Consider the following 20360-nt stretch of genomic DNA (forward strand, 5'->3'; position numbering starts at 1 on the left):
TCTTGGCGCTATACAAGGATGTGACTGCTTTTGCATGTGTCGATTAGGCTTCTCAGAGCATGTGCGAACAACAGTATCCAAAGTTTTTTAATAAAAAATATATTTTATTGGTGAGCAGTTTAATGTTTATGGGAAGAAATGTAATTTCCCAAATCTCTCTGCTAATCCTTGCTATAACTTCAACGCTTGTGTCAACTGTGCTGGAACACCTCAGAAGGTTGCATGGGAAGAGAAGTAAGTCTAGCGTAGGAAAAGTTGCCACCTCAGCCTACGCTTGTACCATATCTTCCGCGTCGCAAAATTCCTATCACAAAGATTACTCTTGTCCTAAGAGGCACACTTCTCGAAGTGCCACCTCGAAGTCAGCTTTCTCAGCGTTTCAAATGTGTATATTAGCTACTCTGCTGGTCATTGCACTGCTTGGAATTTTTCCTCCGAATGTAAATAGCTATCCAGCCCAATCACCATTCAACCCCGTAATATCTTCGCTATCAGACCGCATAGGCGATGTGAAAAGCTCCTATGGCTACATCGACGTGGTTCATGCTGAAGTGCGCCAGACTAGCCTAACCAAGCTACAGTTCGAGATGACGGTAAGGTCTGCCGTCCCTTTAAACCCCGGGAACAACACTATAGTGTATCTATGGATGATCGACACTGACTTAAATCCAGATACCGGGCAGAAACACGTCTTCGTGGGAAGCGAGTACAATGTGAGAGTGGCCTTCTACGACTCGCATTGGCAGGGCTGGGTTGATCCCATAGGCCAACGTACTGGAGGTGGCTCCTGCCCGGTCTTTATTAAAAACAACACTATTTCAATAATCGTAGACATAAGTCAGATCGGGGGCGCTACTCGCTTTAACTGGGAGATCAGTGCCTTTGACAAACACGCGAATGACGGAGCAGACTCCTATGCTTCTGTTCGAATTTTGTCCGAGCTCCCGAACTCCAGCATGGTTTCAGAGGTTTTGCTCACCCCGTACTACCTGAACCTTGCAGATGGGGTTACAAGCGGGAAGTTATCCGTCATTGTCAAGGACATGGCTGGGAGAAGGCTTGCCTTATCGACAGCGGAGTTCTTTGCTGACTGCCCCTCTGTGGTATCTGTGGCAGAATCCGGTTTAGTCGAAGCGTTACCCGGCAAGTTCGGCGCCTGTTGGATAACTGCTAGGGTTGATGAGGTTCTCAGTAGCAACCGTGTTGAGGTTAACGTTGGCAGTGTTACACTGTTACCTCCAATACTGCTACTCTCGGTTCGGGACAACCCAACAGGATTGCTTACTGTGGAAGTCCACGATGCTTACGGAAACGCTGTTTCTCCAAGCAAAATCGAGTTCTTCAGTAGCAACCTAAGAAGTCGCCACGGTCTCCAGCAGTGGATTGGTGACAGCACTCAGACCACCACGCAACTTCTGGGAAACACCCTACATCACGGTGAAGGTAGACGGTTTTGAAGCTGCCAATAGCGCGATAGTGCGTGTCACAGACAAAAGTCTAGGGCTGACTCTAGAGCGTCTTGACGGGAAACACGTAACGTTCTACATACCGCGAGAGCCCGTTCAGGGATTTGACTATGGATTGATATTCAAGCGCTACGAGGTCGTTCGTATAACGGATATAGCTTATGAGCTTGAACGCGAGGCAACAGGTACGGTACCGTATGGGGGTGGCAGATTGTTTCTAGTTAACGACCCAGGGCATGGTGCTGATGGCACCGTGCCGTGCGGTCTCTCAGGGAATCCTATCAGGTTAGGGACAGATGTTGACAAGCCAATTCACAATAGTTGCATGATCGTGGCGTTCGGCTCTGGGTCTCCGCAGTGGGGTGTTTACTTCCATGAAATGGGACATGATTTCTTGCTGGGAGGAGGAAGCAAGGTTGCGCAGTTCTTCTCGGGGAGTAAAGGATGGGTCTACTCTGAGGCTTTGGCGACAGCTCTAGGCATGTACGTAGCGAAAACGCTAGAGGCAAAGCAATCCCTCTTTAACATCCCTGATGACATCTTAGAAAACATTAAAAACTCGGTGTGGCATTTTGGCCAGACGCCGAGCCTTAACGAGTATTTAAGAAGGGGTGCGCGATACGATGATATAACCCCAGATATCCTAGATGAGATCATAGACATTATCTGCACACGGTACGGCTATGACAGCCTGCGCAGGTTCTTTTCTCTCCTGCTTCCAAGAGACGCTCCCTTTACATTCACGCTTGATTCTGACGCAAAGCAGGCAACCTTATTCGTCGCAGCGATGAGCGCTGCTACCGGAGCCGATTTAAGACGGGAATTTAAGCAGTGGGGTTTCCCGGTGGACGACGAATTCTACGTAGCTATATGGAGCGAGGTTAATCAGCTCGTGAACCCGGCTCCAGTGAAAGTCGGATTCACCCTGAGGGTCAACCTGCCTACGCCTAGCCCAGCTTTGTGGGTAAAGGTCGATTCCGATAACAGATCTGTTTCCTCGGCTACATTCAGGCTACTAGGGGGGAATCACAGTGTTCAAGTACCAGCCCAGTTTTACGACGGCGGAGTGCTATACATCTTCAATCGCTGGAGTGACGGCTCAACAGAGAATCCAAGATCGCTGGTCTTGACGGGAGACTTGAACCTTACGGCACTGTATGTTGTCCAGGTTTTAGTTAGGGTCGACAGCAACTACTCCTCAGTTAAAGGTGGCGGGTGGGTTACTAAGGGTGAGCTCGTCACTGTTGGTGTGAATGCTACTGTAGTTGATCATGGTAACGGGACTCGACGTGTGTTTTCAGGGTGGCTCTTGAACAACTCCTTGTTCAGCAGGCAACCCATCGTCTCATTCACGGCCACTGAGGGGATTCACTTGGTGGCTTATTGGGACACCGAGTATGAAGTACAGGTTGTAAGCAGCCTGACCCCGGCGTTCGGCTCGGGCTGGTACCGTAAAGGCGATACGGTAAGAGTAGGTTTGGAGGGGCTGAGGGAGGGCTACTACTACGCCTCGGATGAGAAGGTTAGGTACAGGTTTGAGGGGTGGGGGGTTAGGAGGGGAGATGTGAGCGCGCCTGAGGCTCCGAGCTTCTCGTTCAGCGTCTCTGGGCCTGTGGTTGTTGAGGCGAGGTTCGGGCCCCCAGAGTACCTTGTCTGCATAGACAGCGCCTGCAGCTACTACAGGGAAGGCTACACGATCCCACCTGGGCAGGACGTGCCCGAGCTGGGAGGCCTCTTCGTTAGGATGTTTGAGGGCTACATCGATGCTAACGGCAAAAGCCTCGGCCGGAGCTTCACCGTAAACGGGCCTATCTCCGCTACGTCGGCATACAGGGTGGAGGCGAACCTGCCGCTCCTAACCGCTATGCTTCTAGCCGCGCTGGTACTCCTCATTACACTAAGTAGGCTGAGGGCGTGGCAAAAGCCTGGAACAAAGGTGAAGGGTTTAGAGGTGGGTCGCAGGCTCTGCTAGATGGGGCAGTTCTCTAAAGACAGTTCGAGAAGATTTTGAGAAGGCACGGGCTGGTATGAGGCGGGGCACGAGAACGGAAAAGATGGCTCGCCTTGTCCCGGGCATAAGCGTGCCCGAGTACATGGGTTTCCTCCTGGAGATGTGCGAGCCCATCAGGCACACAAGAAAGGCTGTTGAAGCCGGGCACCTCCTGAAGATAGACTTCCACCCACCTTACCTGCAGCTCGCGTGCAGGGACGTGGACAGGGTTGTCGAAGAGGCCGTGAAGAGGGGGCTGAGGGTCTACAGGGGTAAAAGGCACGTTACGGTGACGGACGGTGTCTACAGGGCGAGGATATACCTGGACGCCTGAGAAGGCTAGCTGCCCTTAAGGCTTCCCCGTAGCTGTGAACACCCTTCCACCCATTCAAAGGCGACGAAGCCTAAACGCAAAGCCCCGATGCAGCATAGTCGCGAATTTCGGAGATCTAGTTGCGCATTTTTGCCAAAAAACCTGTGCTTGCGGATCAACCCTAAACATGTCATCCTTTTATCTCCTCTCAGCTCCTGCAACCAAGTGTGCAGCGCGCCCAGCCCTTTCCCTCACTTCGTAGGCCAGGTTAGTTGCCTCAACGGCCACCCATCACACCGCGGAACTTCCACAAGTTCACTTCCAAGAGGAGCACAGAGCTCTTGCCCCTGAGAGGGTATTCCCCTCGAGGAGAGACCTCCAATCCCCCGTAGGGTTGCTGGTAGGAATTGCGGCCAGTGATGCTGAGAGAATGTAGGGGAATTGGCGAGGGCGTTAAGCGAGGTTGTCCAGGCTCGCTACGCTAACCACGCCACTAGCCGCGCGGGATAGCTTTCGGTCTTCGGTCACGAGCGTCAGACCGTACCTAGCGGCCAAAGCTACGTAGGAGGCGTCGTAAGCCGTTATCCCCTTGGAAAACGCCATTCGGAGTATGTCTTGCTCGAGGCCTGTGGGTTCGAGCACTACCATCTCCTTGACTAGCCTCGTGAAAATATGGAGGAGGAAATCAGCCTCTGAGGCTTCGAGCCTCCGCAGCAGGTGCGACTCCTTCCAGAGGACGTTGATTACCTCGTACACCGTGAGCCACTGCAGCGCCTGACCGCCCAGAGGGACGAGCTTAGCTTCCTTAAGAGCTCTAACGATGCTCGATGCGTCGAACAAGTAGATGGACTTCCTCACCTAGTCTCCCTGTCCTCGCGAATCAGATCCACGATTTCACCCACATCTATCTTGTCTAGCACGCTATGCATCTCTTTCAGGCTCTTCTCTAGGCTCATCAGCCTGCGCCTGCGCACCTCTTCCTCTAGGGCCCTCCTCAGGAGCTCGGAGATGTTGATGCCCAGCTGCCTGGCCTCCTCTAGAAGCTCCCGCCTGACCTTAGTGGATACGGTAACATATCTACCCAAGGTGGACCCTACTTGTAGGAATTCAGTGTCCACCAATAAAGGTTTTCGCGCGGAGCACTTTCGATGAAGTGAAAGAGTTCAAAATCGCTCTTGCAACTTATCCCGGAAGCCGGCTGATTCCTCTGAGCGGATCACCTCCTGCTCCAAACTAGTTGCCCGTCCCCGCTGATATGCCAACCCTCCACCTGCTCTCAAGGGAGAGGTCCTCCACCCAGGACGCTACGTAGACGTTAATCGTCAGGGTCTCGCCGACGGAGTAGAGGTTTTTGTCCGTCTCCACTACAACGAGATAGCCCTGTTGCTGCGGCTGGCTGGGCAGTGCAGGCTGGCTGGGTAGTGTAGGTTGTGTAACCGCGGTGTCTTGGACCGTCGCGAGCCAAAGGGAGAGCTCAAACCTCGACCGCGCGAAAACTTTTCTCGTGCCCAGGAGGTATTGCGGTAACCCCGGCTACGTTGAATATCTCTGATTTTCAACATTTTCAACGAGTAAACCAGGCAATAAATTAATACCGCAGGTTATTAAAAAATCGCACGGTTGATGGTGGTAAGCCCGACTGCTGTGGGCAAGGTAGGGAGAAAGTTTGCCCTTTACCTGCCTAAAAGCGTGGTAAAGGCGCTCGGAATAAAGGAGGGGAATAAGGTGTTGATAGCCGTTGAAGGGAATAGTATCGTAGTTAGGGTCGTGAAAGATCCCATAGAACTCGCGGTGCAAGGAGAGAAGTTCGCCAGCATAACACCTGAGGATGTTGAGAGGATAAGCTTGGAGTGGCAGAAAAAGTGTGAAAATTCCCCTTGACACTTCCTTCCTGCTTCCTACGCCCGGGATTGAGGTTAGAGGGGTTGCGTACACCGCAGGATGGCGTCGAGCTCCGCCATGATAAGGTCTATGCGAGCAAAACCTTCTCGTGGGCTAGCATAGCCGCGAGCCTCGAAAACCTAGCCTCGCAGTTTTGCAGCGACAAAACAGCGGCTAGAAGTAGAGGTCGCTGTTCTCGAAGGCGACGAGCGCCATCAGCGTCGCCAGGTACGTCAGATCCTCCCGCGTCACCCTACCCCTGGTGAGGAGCTTGACGACTCCGCCCCTCTCGCCCACCCCCTTGGTGCCGAAGTGCCTGTCCGCGACTTCCTCGAGCTCCCCATATGCGCCGGCGAGAAGAGGCTCCACGAACCTCCTGGGCAGCGGGAAAGCGGGGCTCAGCCCGACAGACTCTCTCCCGTCCCTCGACGCCACGAAGGCAGCCTGCAGGTCCACCGCAACTCCGGGGAGAGTTAAGATGCCGGCCTCGATCCCGACACCGAAGCTGCTCCCCTGCACCTGCTCGAGCGCGGCCATGGCCCTCTTCCTAGCGCCGTCCAGGATTTCGCTGAGCCCGATCGGCTGTGGCTTGAGGCCCTCGACATTGACCCCCACTACCTCCGCCTGCCCGAAAACATCACGGAACGCCCTTCTCACTCCTTCAAGCTTCGAGGGGTTCAGCGAGCCAACAGCGACGAGCACAGGGAGGAGAGCCCCCGGGAGAATTTAAGCGTAACGTAGCAGCTACGGCATTAGCGGGATCTGAACGTAGATGAGGCTTATCGCTAGGGCTAGCGGCACAACTGCTGCCCACCACCCGTGTCTGAGCCACTCCCTAAGACTAGGCCTCTGGTAGCCCGCCTTCTCGAGCAGGCCTAGGGCCACAATGTTGGCCGTGCTCCCAATGGGGGTTAGGTTCCCGCCGATGGTTCCGCAGAAGAGGCTGACCCAGTACAGCGGGAAAGAGCTGATGCCGGCAACCGCCAGCGCCTCCACCACGGGAAGGAGCACCGCTACGGCGAGGACGTTATCCATGAAAGCCGACATTAGAGTAGCCGTTGTGGAGTACAGGAGGAGCGTGAGCTCGAATGTGCCTCCAGTCACTGATGAGAATCCTTGGCTGAAGTACTCGATGAAGCCGGACGACTCTAGTGCTCCCACAGAGGCGAAAAGCATAGCGAAAAAGATGAGTGTCGGCCAGTCTACTCTCTCACGGAAGGCCTTCATACCCCTGTCGAGGTCGATCATGATGCTCACAGCTGCAGCCATGAGCGGGATGCCTAGCAGAAGCGTGTTTTTCTCGAGGTGCAGGAGCTCCTCGAGCTGGTGATGCAGCGCTAAACTCGTTATAGTCGACAGGAACAGGATCGCGTCCCGCCTGAAGCTCTTCGAGCCCGTAGACTCATCTTGTGGAACAACCCGTCGCTGAGACGCTATGCCCATGGTGAAGCTGACGATGTAGCTCCTCTGGAAGCGGAACGCCAGGACAGTGAGCACCGCCAGCGCGAGAACGGAGATGGGCGTGGCCCAGCGCAGGAAGTCGCCGAAAGTCAGTCCCCCTCGGAAAGCGACCAGCACTCCAACGGGGTTGCCGATAACAGTCGCACTGCTCCCAATGTTTGTCGCGAAGATGCTTAGAAGGAGCAACGGGACAGGGCTCACACCGGCGAACCTTGATAGCGGGAGTATGAAGGAAGTCATCACCACTATAGAAGTAACCTCGTCGACAAGGGCGGCCAGGAGCGCCGAAAGCACGAGAACCGCTAAAATAAGGACGACACCGTTGCCCTTCGAGGCGTTCAGCGTTATAGACACCAAGCGGTCGAAGAAATGCCTCTCTTCTAGCGTCCCCACGAAGGCCATCATGCCGATTAGAAAGAATATCACGTCCAGGTTCGCGAACCTCAGGAACGATTCGATGTTCAGGGCTCCGAGAGCTAGGAGGAGGGCCACTCCGAGGAAAGCCACGGGCACTCTCCTGTCCCAGAGAAGCAGGGTCGCTGCGATCTCGGCGAAGAACACGCTGATCGCCAGCACGGCCGTTTCTGGGAAGCCTGCTAGGTAGGATAGGAGGCCTGCGACCAGCGCTACCACTAGGATGGCGGCGAAGCTCGAAAAGTACCCGCCCCTGGCAGACATCACATTCAGTTAGTTAAACAAAGTAAAAAATATAAGCCTTCCTATGTTATTTGAGTTAGCACCGGTGGTTCGCATGGAGTCCTCGCAGAGGATACCTCCCTCGGTCGTCCAGACAGCCCGCTACTTCCTGAAGGCCGGGGAAGTTGTCACGCGGATAGCCGTCCTCGTTTCCATAGTTGTCGCGATCTTCCTTGCAGTGCACCTAGCACCCATCGCGCTCAGGGGGGCCTTGACGTTCCGCGAGGTACTCGAGAACCTGCTCTTCATCTCCCTCAACCTCCTGTGGGCCGGGTTGACGTCGATCGCCATGGACAAGTGGTACCCCGCCTCCAAGTTCAAGCCGCTCGGGCTGCTCGACCTCCTAGCTGGGGCATTCACGCTTATCAGCGCGCCGCCAGCAGGCATCCTCTTCATCGTCGCCGGCCTGCTCTTCTACATCGCCGCGGAAATGATCTCAGTGTTCAAGATAGAGGAGAAGCTCGTATAAGCTCCCGGTTTTTTCGCGCCGGACGCCCATCAGAAGAGCCTAGAGGGGGATTTCCTACGCGTCCTGCTGTCTTCGGGTAAAGCCACGGAAGGTAATTTGTTGATCTACCACTTGGGTTTTACTGCTGCTTAGCCGGGACAGACTCCTGTAGTACCCGCTCCGCTTTCTCCTCCTCTATTAGCCTCGTGCAGTACTCCTCGTAGCTGAAGATTTTGACCGAGACCGCGAAGCGGAAGCCGCTAGGCTGGCTCACGACGACGGCCTCCCCCCTGTCGAGCGTCTTGATCTCGCTCTCCGCCTCGTCGAGGTAGGGGCTGTGGTTTATGACCATGAGGTAGTCGGGCCTGGTCGGGAGGGATAGTATCACCTTGGTGAGCGCCTGCCGGACGACAGCTTCTATGAGCTCGCTGGGCATCTGGGTTATGTAGAGCCCCCCGACCTTGTACTTCCTGCCGCGCTTCGCGATAACGGAGAAGATGTTCTCCCGCACCTCCCCCCTCCCGCCGAGGGCTTGGGCTGACAGGTACCTGTGAGCCTCCTCGACCATGATGAGGACCGGGGGGAGCTGGCTCCACCTATCCGGGACCTTCTTCCTCATCTCCTCGTAGCTCCTGAAGATCCTCTCGGCGATGATCGTCGCGAGGAGCTTCTCCTCGCCCTCCGTCGCGAACGGCGTCTCCACGAGGACAACCCTCCCCTTAGCCACCATGGAGAGCACGGCTGAGGCCAGATCGTAGTCGCACTCGCGGCAGAATATGTCGCCGTCGCCGACGAGGTACTTCATCTTCCTCTTCGTCACGTTGATCGTGTTGACGCCGGCCAGCCTGCCGAGCCTCGCGTAGATGCTCCTGCTGTCCGCGGTGAGGAGCGAGTACACCCAGTCCTCACCGAACTGCTTGTACGCAAGCCAGAGGAGCTCCTCCTGGGGACCCGAGAACTCCCCGGTGAGCGTGAAGTCGTGGGGCTTCAGCCTGCTGATGTCCATCTTCAGGGGGTACGCTGGAATACTCCTCTCCTCCCCGAGCTCGGGCAGCTCGAGCCTCAGCCTCCCCGGCCTACTCACCCTCCCGGTGACGAGGAAAAGGTACTCCTCCGAGAAGGGGAGGTGCGTGAGCCCCATCTCCCCCGGCTTCGAGCCCAGCAGGTACTCGCTCTCGCAGTCGAATACCACGAGGCTGTACTTCCCCTTGTTGTGCAGCACCGAGGCGGCCAGCACCCTGCCGAAGTTGCTCTTCCCGGCGCCGGTCCCTCCAACCACGAGGACGTGGTGCGGGATCACCTTGGCTCCGCTGAGCGCCACGACGACGTCCACGGGCTCGTGCCCGAACCTCACGTAGCCTATCGGGAGGTCCCCAGTGTGGAGGCCCAGCTTCTCGAGGACGCCTCTGTCAAGCGACTCGACGGTTGAGAAGATCGCGGGCACGCTCGTGGGGCCGTGAGCCTCCCCGTCCGGGTCGATCTGGGCCACTATAGTGCCTATAGCGGTGTCGTAGAGCCTGAGGTCCCTGTCCCTCAGCTGGACGCGCTCCCCCTTGTCGGCCTTGCTCGTGATCACAGCCACCTCGGCGGCGCTCAGCAGGCTCTCAGGCTTGAAGTCAACCACCTTCACGATGAACGTCCTGCCGGCGTCCTCGATCTTGACCAGCATCCCCCTCTCGGCCCTCGCTCCCTCGGCGATCCTGAACCTAACAGTCGTGCCCTCTACCCACGTGACAACACCCAGCTTCAACTCAACCACCCTAGTCTCCCACACCCCATATGAAGCGGCTCTTGAACTCGGAGCCAGCCGCGTCCTCGAGCATGCGCGTCGAGACGCCGCTCAGCGAGAGGTCCTCGAGGAGCAGGGACCTGTCCAGGTCGAGCTCGTCCTGCGATATGCGCGACAGCTCGTGCACTATCTTCAGGGGCAGTGGGTAGCCAGGCGAGGAGAAGTCCTGCAGGTACGCCAGCATGCCCGCCACTTCCTCGGCGTCCAGCCTCTCGGCCAGAGCGTACGGCGCGTCGACCCTGAACGGCGGCGCGCCCGGCGAGAGTCTCGCAACCGACACAGCCAGCCCCCCGGGCTGGACGCGCGGGTTCTCGAGGACGGGGAAGTAGACCCAGGGGAGGCCCTTGAAGTACTTCTCAGCCAGGCGGAACAGGTAGCCGAGGAGGCTCTCCCCCGTTGACACGCGGAGCGACGTGGACTTCGGGACCCCGATCACCCTCCAGGTGCGCTTGAGGAGCATCGAGTAGGCCCTAGAGGACCTCGACTCGGGGGTGAAGACGAGGGGCCTGTCGAAAAGGATGAAGGCAGAGGGGTACTCGCGGACGAGCCTGAGCGCGGCCTCGAGCTCCACCTCCGCCAGCCAGCTACCGGCCTCCTCGAGGCTCTCGAAGAGCTGTATCCTCTTGTAGGGCCCCACCAGCTTCACCCTCTCAACCCCCCTCCATACGCCGGCGACGACCTTCGCGGAGAGGATCTTGTATGAGCCAGCGTCGAACAGTATTCTCGCCGCTGCGTCGACCGAGACCACGTGGAAGTCGTGGGGCAGCTCGTCTACTACTCTAAACCGGCTCTCGGAGATCGGCGGGCCCCTGATCCTAGCACCGTGGATCTTCGCGACGGGGTAGGGCTTGGCCGGCGTGCCCTCGAGGGTTAGCTGCACGCCCCCTGCCCCGCGCCTGTACATTTCGGAGAGCTTCTCCACGAGGATCTTCACGTCGGGATCCAGGTAGCCTGACCTTTGCAGCAGCGCCATACTGCCTCAAACGTACTAGCTTTTTACTTTTTATAATAAGTTTCGAAGGTAACCCCGTTATACTACAAAAAACGTGGATGGCAACGGTATTTAAACTGTACAACGGTAACTATTTTCTGTTACCTTGACCCGGCTTGCATTAGGGAGGATGGTTGCATGAAAATGTTACTGTTAATCTTCTCTGCAACAGTTGCAACAGGTATATATACTGGTAGCGCGCTAGTGTTACCGTAGCAGAGAGCAGTTACAGTGAGCGTAATGGTCGTTACAGTGCACTACGTCGGCTTCCACCCGAACCTCGTGTTCCAGGGGTTCGAGCAGATCAGGCTACGCTACCCCATCGAGAAGGTCTACCTAGTCTACGACGCGAAGCCCGACCGCTACGGCGCCGTCTCCCGCTACAACCTCAAGCGCCTCCAAGAGGCGCTCTCATTCTTCAAGCCCGTGACCGTGAAGGTGAACCCGCTCAGCTACTCGAGCGTCGCCAGCGTCTTCTACGCCATACTCAGCGTCGAGAAGGGCAAGCAGGTCCTCATAGACATAACCGACATGCCCCCCTACATGGCCTCAGCGGTGACCGTCGTCGCTATGATGTTCGGCAACGCCAGGGTGTACGCGGTCCAGCCCCAGCAGCACGGCGAGTTCATACCCGACCCCGATACCCCGGAGTTCGCGAACTTCATCGCGAGGAAGGACAACCTCCAGCTCGGCGCTCTCTTCGAGGTCGAGGTCCCCTCCAGGCCGCTGGAGCTGATCGAGGACGAGAGGGAGGTCGACATCCTCGTAACGCTATACACCAAGAACGGCTCCGCCGGCAGCATCGCCCAGCTGATAGAGTGGATGGGCGAGGACCCTAGGAACCCCGTCGTCAAGGCGACGTACAGCAGGATCGTGGCGTCGATGGAGGAGAAGGGGCTGCTGAAGAGGATCCGGGAGGGGCGGAACAGGACGGTGAAGCTCACCGAGCTGGGCACAGCCATAGCTGAAGCCCGGGTCAGGCTTGGCGTAGCGAAGCCACCGCCAGCACCCCCTCTACCCGAGAAGCCCCTAAGCCTACACACCCCCTAAACCCAAGCGAAACTGTTATTACTGCTAACGTTCTGTGGGAGTCGTGTCGATCACCGTAGCCGTCAGCGAGCTCGCGGTGAGAGTGCTGTCGGAGCTCGGCCTTCCAGGTGTCTTCCTCCTCATGGTTCTCGAGAGCGCACTGGTCCCTATTCCGAGCGAGGTCGTGATGGTTTTCGCGGGCTTCCTCGTCTATAGGGGGCGGTTCGGCCTCATCGAGTCCGTGGCGGCGGGGAGCCTCGGCAACCTTGTGGGCTCGCTGCTTGCCTACTACCTTGGCCTCAGCGCCGGTAGGAGCTTCCTCCTCAGGTACGGCAGGTACCTTCTCGTAAGCGAGCACCACCTGCTCGCCGCGGAGAGGTTCTTCCAGAGGAGTGGAAGGCTCGCGGTCTTCGTCGGCAGGATGCTCCCCGCTGTCCGCACGGTCATAAGCTTCCCGGCCGGTGTGGCGAGGATGAGCATGCGCGACTTCACCGTCCTGACGTTCCTCGGGAGCATACCCTGGAACCTTCTCCTTGTCGCGGCGGGCTACTACCTCGGGGAAAACTGGTGGCTCGTTGAAAGCTACGCACCCCTGCTCGACGCCCTGGGCGCGGGTCTCCTGGTGGCTCTCGCGGCGTACTACTTCCTCAGGGTGAGGCGCGCCCCCTTGCCCGAAGCAGGGAGCGGTAGACGCTTATACCCGGGCCGCGCTGAAGCCAGTTAGGTGGCTCCGCTTGCCCCACCCCCTCCCTTTAGCGATAGCCCTGCTGGACGGGGCTGGGATAACGGCCCTTATCTTGACGTGCTACTACGTCTACAAGGCTTACAGGATCACGGAGTCAAGGCTCTTCCTCTTCTTCCTCGCGGGCTTCACGCTACTAGCGCTGAGCGAGCTGGCGCGGGCTGTGCTCATGCTACTCACGCTCCTACTGCCGAGCCCCTTCTTCCTGCGCTTCTTCCTCAGGCACCTCGTGGGCTCTCTCGGGCAGGTCCTGGAGACGGCGTCCTGGAGCCTGATCGCTCTCGGGTACCTCCTTGAGGGGCACGGGCCAGGCAACAACAGGGCCGCTGGCCCCCAGCCAAAGCCCCCTACAATCCGCAGGGACCGGCTCCGCGGCCAGAGGTTAGCACGGGCGTGTCAGGCTACGTCTACGACAGCGAGGGAAATCCGCTACCCGGAGTCGCGGTCACGGTCTACAACTCCAACGGCGGAGTTGAAGGGACTACCACAACCTCCAGCTCGGGCTTCTTCAGCATAGCTTTAATGCCTGGAACCTACACTCTCAAGCTCTTGAAGCCCGGCTACGTCGACAAGTCACAAACCTTCACCATTTCGACGAGCTCGACGAGCCCGGGCTACGTGTACCTCGGGACCATCACCATGAGCAGAGCGGTTGTCGTCTCAATACCCCTTCAGTCCATCAAGCTACCGGTACTGTCCTCGGCCAGCTACCAGGTTCAGGTCTCGAACCAGGGCTCGCAGCCCGTCAGCGTAGCTATACTTAAAGCCATCAGCTGCCCGCTGGACCTCAAGCTTACGAGCGGGTCGTCGGAGGTGCAGTCCCTCACGCTTGACCCGTCGCAGACGATAACGCTGAACCTGGCTGTGACATCCTACTACACCTCGGGGGCCGTGTGCAACGCTACTCTAACCTTCCAGACTCCCTACTACAACATCACCCGAACCTTAACCGTCACGATCTACCCTGTTGACCTCGGCCTCGTCACCACCCAGGCGTCCTCGATAAAGGTAAGCCCCGGCTCCGTCGTCTCGATACCGCTCCAAGTGGTGAACAAGCTCTCCACAGACTTCACAGCAGAGATTAGCGTCGACCTGCCGCAGGGGTGGAGCGGGAAGGTGCTCAACAGCCAGGGCGTCGAGTTCCAAGCCTTGACGCTCACCCAAGGCTCCTCGGCCTCCCTCACGCTGACGCCGGAAGTCCCGAAGAGCGCAACGGCGGGGAGCTACGCGGTGACCGTTCGCTTAACCGGTAAGAGCCCCTACTTCGAGTACGCGCTACCCCTCACGATAGCGGTGTCTGCGGGTGCTCCTAAGCTGAGGATCGAGGCGCAGAGCCCGCACGTCGACACCTACGCCGGCAAGTCAGGCAAGTTCCCGATAACTCTCTACAACCTCGGGGACAGCGACGCACTCGTCAACTTCACCGTGGAGAGCTTGCCGTCCGGCTACTCCTGGAGCATGCAGGACTCGCAGGGCAACACGGTGAGCCAGGTCTACCTCAAGGCGGGCTCCAGCATCCAACTCGCACTAGTCGTCGGCGCTCCGGTCGTCGCCGAGCCGACAAACGTGCAGTTCACGCTTGTGGCATCCACCGCCCAATCCTCAGACAGTGTCAACCTCAGCCTCGGCGTCCTAGGTCAGTACAAGCTGGCGTTCGTGACCCAGAGCTTCTACCTCGAGACCGTTCCAGGGGCAGACACCTCCTTCCAGGTGCAGGTCCAGAACTCGGGCATGAGCACCGTGACGAACGTAGCTCTAAAGGTGCTGAACGCCCCTAGCGGCTTCACTGTCTCGGTCACCCCCACGAGCGTCGCTCAGCTCAAGCCGGGCGACACGGCGACGTTCACCCTCTCGATCTCGACCGACTCCACGATCAACACCGGCGACTACTACGTCACCTTCACGGCTACCGCAGACCAGGTCGACGCGATGCAGAGGGATCTGCACGTCTACGTGAAGCCCTCCGGGACGCCGGCCTACCTCATCGGTGCCTTCGTGCTAGTGCTGGTGGTCGGCCTGATTTTAGCGTATAGGAGGTTCGGTAGGAGGTGATCGGTGTGGAATGGGTTGTGGAGACTGAGAATTTGGTGAAGACGTACAGGGATAGGAGCGGCGTCGTGAAGGCGCTGGACGGCGTTAGCGTGAGGGTGCCGCTGGGGGTTTTGTTCGGCCTCTTCGGCCCCAACGGGAGCGGCAAGTCGACCCTCATCTCGATCCTCGTGGGACTGCAGCTACCCGACAGCGGCTCAGCCAGGGTGCTCGGCTTCGACGCGATAAGGGAGTCCGTTGAGATCAGGAAACGCGTGGGGCTGATGCCCGAAAACTACGGTTTCTACGAGAGGATGACGGCCTACGAGAACCTCGAGTACCTGGGCCTCTTGGACGGCATACCTGAGAGCCAGCTGAAGGAGCGGATAATGAGCGTGTTCGAGCTAATGGGCCTAAAGGAGGCCGCCAACCGGAAGGTCGGAGGCTTCTCCAGGGGCATGATGCAGAGGCTCGCCCTAGCTCAGGCACTGCTCAAGGACCCCGAGCTCCTGATCCTCGACGAGCCAACCCTCGGCCTTGACCCTCAGGGCGTCCAGATGTTCCGCGAACTCATAGGAGACCTGCTCAAGCAGGGTAAGACGATAATAATATCGACGCACCTGCTCCGCGAGATAGGCTACCTCTGCACCCACGCGGCGCTGATAAAGCTTGGCAAGGTCACGGCGCAGGGCAGCATCGAGCAGCTGTCGGAGATATACAGCAAGGAGAAGGGGTACAGGTGGGAGGTCATGGTGTCCGACAGGCCTGAAGACTTCTTCAGGGCTGTTAAAAGCCTCCCGGGAGTCACCGAGGTCACTCTCTCAAACAACAGGGTCGTCGTCTCAGCCTCGAGGGACGTGAAAGAGGAGATCCTCCAGCTGGCCGGGGGCTACAAGCTCGAGTCGATAACTCCTCTCACGCCGACGTGGGAGGAGCTCTACAGGTTTTTCGAAGGGGGTGGTTGGGAGTGAACAAGGTTTGGGTTATAGCTCGTAAGGAGATTAAGGAGAACTTGACGAGCCTCAGGTACTGGGCGCTCGTGGGCCTCGTGCTAGTGCTGTACATTGTCACCTCTTACCAGAGAGAGTTTGCTATCAGGTTCGCCGGGGGCCCTGCTGGAGAGAGGTTCTTCTTCGGCGTGGGGAACGCCGTCGCGCAGAGCCTGGGTTTAATGGCCCCGATACTGGGCATCGCGCTGGGCTTCGGTGCAATAGCGGGTGAGCGTGAAAAGGGCACAATCAGGATGGTGCTTGCGAGGCCTATTTTCAGGGACACGCTGATAAACGGCAAGGTGCTCGCGGGGGTCATTCTACTGGCTGTGGCGGTGCTCACATCCACCGCTATAGGCATCCCCGTCACAGCCGTGCTCCAGAGGGCGAACCTGACGGCTGACGACTACCTCAGGTTCGCGATGCTCGGGGTTGCGGCGTTCCTCCTCGCCCTCGCTTACTACACTTTCGCGCTGCTGATCTCCGTTCTTACTAACAGGTCAGGCTACTCGCTGGTCGCAAGCGTCGGGGTGTGGTTCTTCTTCGCCTTCATACTCCCCATGATCGCCGCCTTCGTGGCTTCCACAGTTCTGGGCCCGCCGCCTGCAGTGCCCCAGGGCGCTAACGCAACCGCTATCAGGCAGAACCCGCAGTTCCAGGCGTACCTCAGGCAGTACAACCAGATCTCCAGCACTGTTCAACTTATCTCGCCGAACAGCCGCTACAGCTCGCTCACCAGCGCGATATTCCAGGCCGTAAGGGGGCAGCAGTCCAACCCGCTCGACGTCGGGGCCCTCTTCGCCCAGCACTGGATAGACTTCGCCGTGCTCATCTCGCTCTTTGTAATCCCCCTCGTACTAGCCTACATCCTGTTCACTAGAACACACGAGGCAAAGTAGCGCCCCCAAACAATACTATTTTTTTCTTCCTTAACTTTCAAGGCTTAGTCTAGTCAACAGGCTCTCATTTCAATTTTCCATGTTTTCACGGCAACGTGCCCCACCGAGCCCATCTGGGCCTTCCCGGCTCGCAGAGGGCCAGGGGTTTATCAGGCTTCAAGCTTAAAAGCCTCAAAAAGTAGAAATACTGGCTCGTTCACGCTGGGCGGGATTTTCCGTCCAAAAGGAATATATGCCTGGATCTGCTTCGCAGAGGTCGTGAGGGCGATGACCCGCCAATATTGAGAACCTTGGGGGTTAGCGAGCTCGTTGCTCTGAGGCAGCTTCTGAGACGCTCGCTGAACGAGAAGCAGGTTCTCCTGCTTAGGGAGATCTCTGAGCACCCTCCGGTGAACGTGACACGGCTCCTGGCGGAGGTTTCGGCGAAGCACAACCTCCCTATTTCGACGCTAAAAGGGCACGTGTGGGCGCTCCGCGACTTGGGCCTGGTGGTGTACGCCCCGAGGCGCCCCATAAGGCTCACGCCTGCCGGGTGGCTCGTCATGGAGATACTTGGTCTGAGGGGTGGTGTCGGTGATCCTGAGGTCTAGCAGGGGAGGAGAGCTGTACGTCGAGGACTTCCGGGTGAGGATTTTCGAGAAGCTCAGGCTCCTGCCGGTGCGCGAGAGGCTCAAGGTGCTGTGGAGGGAGGGGTGGAACACCTTCCGCATACCTCTCGACGACGTGTTCCTGGACTTCCTCACAGACAGCGGTGTCAGCGCCGCGAGCACCAGGCAGCTCTCGGACATGATGGGCATCGGGCTCGAGGACTCTTACGCGGGCAACAGGGCTTTCTACAGGCTCAAGGAAACCATGAAGGAGCTCTTCCCCCACAAGCACCTGATCCTCACCCACCAGGGCCGCGCGGCCGAGAACATAGTCTTCAAGGTCCTGACGGAGGACGGCAGGAAGCCCTACGTGCTGACGAACGTGCACTTCACGACTACCCGCGCGATAGTGGAGGCGGTCTACGGGGGAAGGGTTCTCGAGTTCCCGCACCCGGAGGCCTTCAACGTCGAAAGCGAATACCCGTTCAAGGCGAACATGGACGTGGCCTCGCTCGAGAACGCGATACGGGAGCTTGGGCCCGAGAGGGTCGCGGCTGTGAGGATGGAGTTCTGCGGCAACCTGCTCGGAGGGCAGCCCTTCTCGATGGATAACTTCGAGGAGGTGCGGGAGGTGTGCGACTGGTACGGCATACCCCTGGTGTCCGACGTGAGCATGCTGGACTGGCAGGTCGCTCTCATGAGGCTCCGTGACCCTAAGTGCGGGGGCATGCACGCGCGCGAGATCGCCTGGAGGCTTCTGGAGCTGACGGACGTGGCTTACGCGAGCGCGAGGAAGGGCTTCTACGTCCGCGGCGGCTTCATCACAACGGGGAACAGCGAGCTCTACGAGAAGATGAGGGTGTGGCAGCCGGTGTTCGAGGGCCACTCGACGTACGGGGGCATGTCGCTAAAGGAGGTAGCGATGCTGATCGACGGCGTCTGCATGGCGCTGGACGACAACCTCCCGCTATACGAGATCAAGCAGGTCGAGTACCTGGTCAGGGAGCTCGACAGGCTGGGGGTTCCCGTCGTGAAGCCGCCAGGCGGTCTAGGGCTGCACGTCGACGCTAGGCGCTTCCTCCCCCATGTGCCGCTTATCCCGCCGTCCCCGGGCTCCGGCGGCTACCCCGCGGGGGCTCTGTCCGCGGCGGTGTACCTTGTCAGCGGGGTCAGGACGATGGAGAGGGGGCAGGTCTCGATGGACAGGGACCCTGAGACGCGCCAAGAGGTTCCCGTGAAGCTGGACCTCGTCAGGTTTGGGGTGCCCAGGAAGACATACCTGCGGGGCCACCTCGAGTACATCGTGGACAGGGTTTCCTGGCTTTACGAGCATCGCGACGTTGTAAAGGGGCTCGTGTGGACAAACGAGCCACCGGTCATAAGGTTCTTCGAGGGGACCTTCACCGACGAGGAGGGGTGGGGCGAGGAGCTGGCCAGAGTCTACGAGAGGGAGCTGGGGGATTTTTAGCCCATTTGTTGAAGCAGAAATCAACTTATAGTTGGATTTAAAGTATTATACTTGTGATTCAACTCTTCGTGAATAGGGAGGAGGAGCTGAGGTTCCTGGAGGAGAAGTATACGTCCCCCGGGGCCCAGCTTCTCGTGATCTACGGCAGGAGGCGCATCGGGAAAACGGAGCTCCTGCTCAGGTCTGTTAGGGGGAGGAAGCACGTCTACTACCTCGCGGAGAGAACCTCTATTCCCGCTAACATCGCCAAGCTGGTCAGGCGGATGGCCGAGTACCTTGGCCGAGAGAGCTTCGCCAGGATAAGCTTCGCGGACTTCGAGGAGCTCTTCGCGGAGTTCCTCGAGTGGAAGCCTAGGGACGAGAGGGTGGTAGTGATAATTGACGAGTTTCCGTACCTCGTGGAGCTCGACCCCGGGGTCCTTTCGCTCTTTCAGAGGGTGTGGGACGAGTACCTCTCATGGAGACCCGATGTGGTGCTCGTCCTTTGCGGCTCTAGCGTGGGGATGATGGAGACCGAGGTGCTCTCCTACAGGAGCCCCCTTTACGGCAGGAGGACGGGGCAGTGGAAGGTGCAGGAGCTGGGAGTACGGCACATCCTCTCATTCGCGCCGGGTTACAGCCCGGAGGAAGCCGTGAAAGTCTACGGTGCGTGGGGGGGCGTGCCAGCCTACCTTAAGCTGCTGGACCCCTCCGTGGGCTTCATGGAGAACCTGGAGAGGCTCTTCTTCAGGAGGGGTGCAGTGCTGTACGAAGAGGCTGAGAACCTGCTCAGGCAGGAGCTGCGCGATCCCAGGAGCTACAAGCTAATACTGCAGGCGCTCGCCGAGGGGAGAAGGAGGGTCACCGAGATCAGCTCCGCCACTGGGCTAGACAAGACCGCTATGAGCAAGTACCTCGACACGCTGGAGCTCCTTGATGTCGTCGGCTACGAGACCCCTGTCCTCGCGGCCCCCAAGACGAGGAAGAGGTTCTACTTCATCAAGGACAACTACTTCAACTTCTGGTTCCGCTACGTCCAGCCCAACCGGGACCTCATTGAGTCCGACCGCGTCGAGGAGGTTCTGGAGCTCGTCTCGAGAGACTACGACAGCTACATGGGACCCGTATTCGAGCGTGTGGCGAGGAAGTTCATCTACAAGGCCAGCCCGGCTTTCCCCGTCGCCAAAGCCGGAAGGCACTGGTTCACCACCCCCCAGGGTAAAGTGGTGGAAATAGACATCCTCGCGCACGACAGCGCTAAAGAGAGGTTCCTGGCCTGCGAGGTGAAATGGGGCAAACTCGGGGCCAAAGACCTGAGGCGGCTGGCCTGGGAGCTTGAGGAGAAGGTGAGGCTCCTCAATCTGAACGCTGAGGTGCAGAAGTGCATAATCGCGAGGGAACTGAGCAAGAGCGAGGCTCCCGAAGGCGTCCTAGTATTCGACTTTTACGACATCATCGGGAGCGTTTGAGCCCTAGGGAAAAGGCCCCTTTGTCCGGAGCCAGGCAGGCTCGAAAGCTATGCGCACAGGGTTATATAAAGCTCCAATCGCCTAGACGAACGCGACGCGCTTTTAACGGAGGACCCTAAACACGGTTAATTTATT

The 20360-nt window shown here is 58.3% G+C and carries 20 protein-coding genes; 13 read left to right on the forward strand and 7 right to left on the reverse strand.

Translation table 11 applies throughout. From position 1 onward, the window contains the following. The first annotated feature begins 128 nt into the window (after positions 1-128). From ACNO7C_RS07500 to ACNO7C_RS07510, 3 genes are all read left to right on the forward strand, one after another. Entirely contained in the window at positions 129-1457 is a 1329-nt protein-coding gene (locus tag ACNO7C_RS07500) for a hypothetical protein (protein WP_460024489.1), read from the forward strand. Further along, a complete protein-coding gene (locus ACNO7C_RS07505; RefSeq protein ID WP_460024490.1) occupies positions 1387-3438 on the forward strand; it encodes a hypothetical protein in 2052 nt (683 codons plus the stop codon). Before ACNO7C_RS07500 ends, ACNO7C_RS07505 begins: the two co-directional genes overlap by 71 nt. Before the next feature lie 82 nt (positions 3439-3520). Beyond that, a complete protein-coding gene (locus ACNO7C_RS07510) occupies positions 3521-3790 on the forward strand; it encodes a hypothetical protein (RefSeq protein ID WP_460024491.1) in 270 nt (89 codons plus the stop codon). Between the two features lie 432 nt (positions 3791-4222). On the opposite strand, the gene ACNO7C_RS07515 is transcribed toward ACNO7C_RS07510, so the two are convergent. The 3 genes from ACNO7C_RS07515 to ACNO7C_RS07525 all read right to left on the reverse strand — a co-directional run bounded on the left by ACNO7C_RS07515 (position 4223) and on the right by ACNO7C_RS07525 (position 5134). After that, positions 4223-4627, reverse strand: a complete 405-nt coding sequence (locus ACNO7C_RS07515; protein WP_460024492.1) for a type II toxin-antitoxin system VapC family toxin — start codon at positions 4625-4627, stop codon at positions 4223-4225. Then, complete coding sequence (locus ACNO7C_RS07520) at positions 4624-4854, reverse strand: type II toxin-antitoxin system CcdA family antitoxin (RefSeq protein WP_460024493.1); 231 nt, start codon at positions 4852-4854, stop codon at positions 4624-4626. Before ACNO7C_RS07520 ends, ACNO7C_RS07515 begins: the two co-directional genes overlap by 4 nt. Positions 4855-5002: 148 nt before the next feature. Then, on the reverse strand, positions 5003-5134 hold the full coding sequence (locus ACNO7C_RS07525; protein WP_460024494.1) for a hypothetical protein: 132 nt from the start codon (positions 5132-5134) through the stop codon (positions 5003-5005). A gap of 279 nt (positions 5135-5413) precedes the next feature. On the opposite strand from ACNO7C_RS07525, the gene ACNO7C_RS07530 reads away from it, so the two are divergent. Then, the gene (locus ACNO7C_RS07530) at positions 5414-5650 is read left to right on the forward strand and encodes an AbrB/MazE/SpoVT family DNA-binding domain-containing protein (RefSeq protein ID WP_460024495.1); all 237 of its coding nucleotides are present in this window, start codon (positions 5414-5416) and stop codon (positions 5648-5650) included. A gap of 174 nt (positions 5651-5824) precedes the next feature. Here ACNO7C_RS07530 and yjjX read toward each other — a convergent pair whose 3' ends face one another. After that, a complete protein-coding gene (gene yjjX / locus ACNO7C_RS07535; protein WP_460024496.1) occupies positions 5825-6352 on the reverse strand; it encodes an inosine/xanthosine triphosphatase in 528 nt (175 codons plus the stop codon). Positions 6353-6394: 42 nt separating this feature from the next. Further along, positions 6395-7789, reverse strand: a complete 1395-nt coding sequence (locus ACNO7C_RS07540; protein ID WP_460024497.1) for an ArsB/NhaD family transporter — start codon at positions 7787-7789, stop codon at positions 6395-6397. A gap of 64 nt (positions 7790-7853) precedes the next feature. Between ACNO7C_RS07540 and ACNO7C_RS07545 the strand changes: the two genes are divergently transcribed. Further along, a complete protein-coding gene (locus tag ACNO7C_RS07545; protein ID WP_460024498.1) occupies positions 7854-8276 on the forward strand; it encodes a hypothetical protein in 423 nt (140 codons plus the stop codon). A 118-nt stretch (positions 8277-8394) separates the two neighbouring features. Here ACNO7C_RS07545 and ACNO7C_RS07550 read toward each other — a convergent pair whose 3' ends face one another. Then, complete coding sequence (locus tag ACNO7C_RS07550; protein ID WP_460024499.1) at positions 8395-10014, reverse strand: ATP-binding protein; 1620 nt, start codon at positions 10012-10014, stop codon at positions 8395-8397. Between the two features lies 1 nt (position 10015). Beyond that, positions 10016-11017, reverse strand: coding sequence for a DNA double-strand break repair nuclease NurA (locus ACNO7C_RS07555; RefSeq protein ID WP_460024500.1), 1002 nt, complete (start codon positions 11015-11017; stop codon positions 10016-10018). A gap of 258 nt (positions 11018-11275) precedes the next feature. Here ACNO7C_RS07555 and ACNO7C_RS07560 point away from each other — a divergent pair, with 258 nt between their 5' ends. The 8 genes from ACNO7C_RS07560 (at position 11276) to ACNO7C_RS07595 (ending at position 20225) form a co-directional block, all read left to right on the forward strand. Beyond that, entirely contained in the window at positions 11276-12085 is an 810-nt protein-coding gene (locus tag ACNO7C_RS07560) for an HFX_2341 family transcriptional regulator domain-containing protein (RefSeq protein ID WP_460025919.1), read from the forward strand. Positions 12086-12119: 34 nt separating this feature from the next. Further along, complete coding sequence (locus ACNO7C_RS07565) at positions 12120-12788, forward strand: DedA family protein (RefSeq protein ID WP_460024501.1); 669 nt, start codon at positions 12120-12122, stop codon at positions 12786-12788. Between the two features lie 411 nt (positions 12789-13199). After that, positions 13200-14858: an NEW3 domain-containing protein gene (locus ACNO7C_RS07570; protein ID WP_460024502.1), complete on the forward strand. Its 1659-nt coding sequence runs from the start codon at positions 13200-13202 to the stop codon at positions 14856-14858. Between the two features lie 5 nt (positions 14859-14863). After that, positions 14864-15805, forward strand: a complete 942-nt coding sequence (locus ACNO7C_RS07575) for an ABC transporter ATP-binding protein (protein WP_460024503.1) — start codon at positions 14864-14866, stop codon at positions 15803-15805. Continuing rightward, a complete protein-coding gene (locus ACNO7C_RS07580) occupies positions 15802-16722 on the forward strand; it encodes an ABC transporter permease (protein ID WP_460024504.1) in 921 nt (306 codons plus the stop codon). The genes ACNO7C_RS07575 and ACNO7C_RS07580 overlap by 4 nt, the downstream gene beginning before the upstream one ends. Positions 16723-17012: 290 nt before the next feature. Then, the gene (locus ACNO7C_RS07585) at positions 17013-17312 is read left to right on the forward strand and encodes a hypothetical protein (RefSeq protein WP_460024505.1); all 300 of its coding nucleotides are present in this window, start codon (positions 17013-17015) and stop codon (positions 17310-17312) included. Further along, on the forward strand, positions 17296-18777 hold the full coding sequence (locus ACNO7C_RS07590) for a tryptophanase (RefSeq protein WP_460024506.1): 1482 nt from the start codon (positions 17296-17298) through the stop codon (positions 18775-18777). The genes ACNO7C_RS07585 and ACNO7C_RS07590 overlap by 17 nt, the downstream gene beginning before the upstream one ends. Before the next feature lie 68 nt (positions 18778-18845). After that, positions 18846-20225, forward strand: coding sequence for an ATP-binding protein (locus ACNO7C_RS07595; protein ID WP_460024507.1), 1380 nt, complete (start codon positions 18846-18848; stop codon positions 20223-20225). Positions 20226-20360: the final 135 nt, after the last annotated feature.

It is taken from the genome of Infirmifilum tikiterense (genome assembly GCF_054696565.1).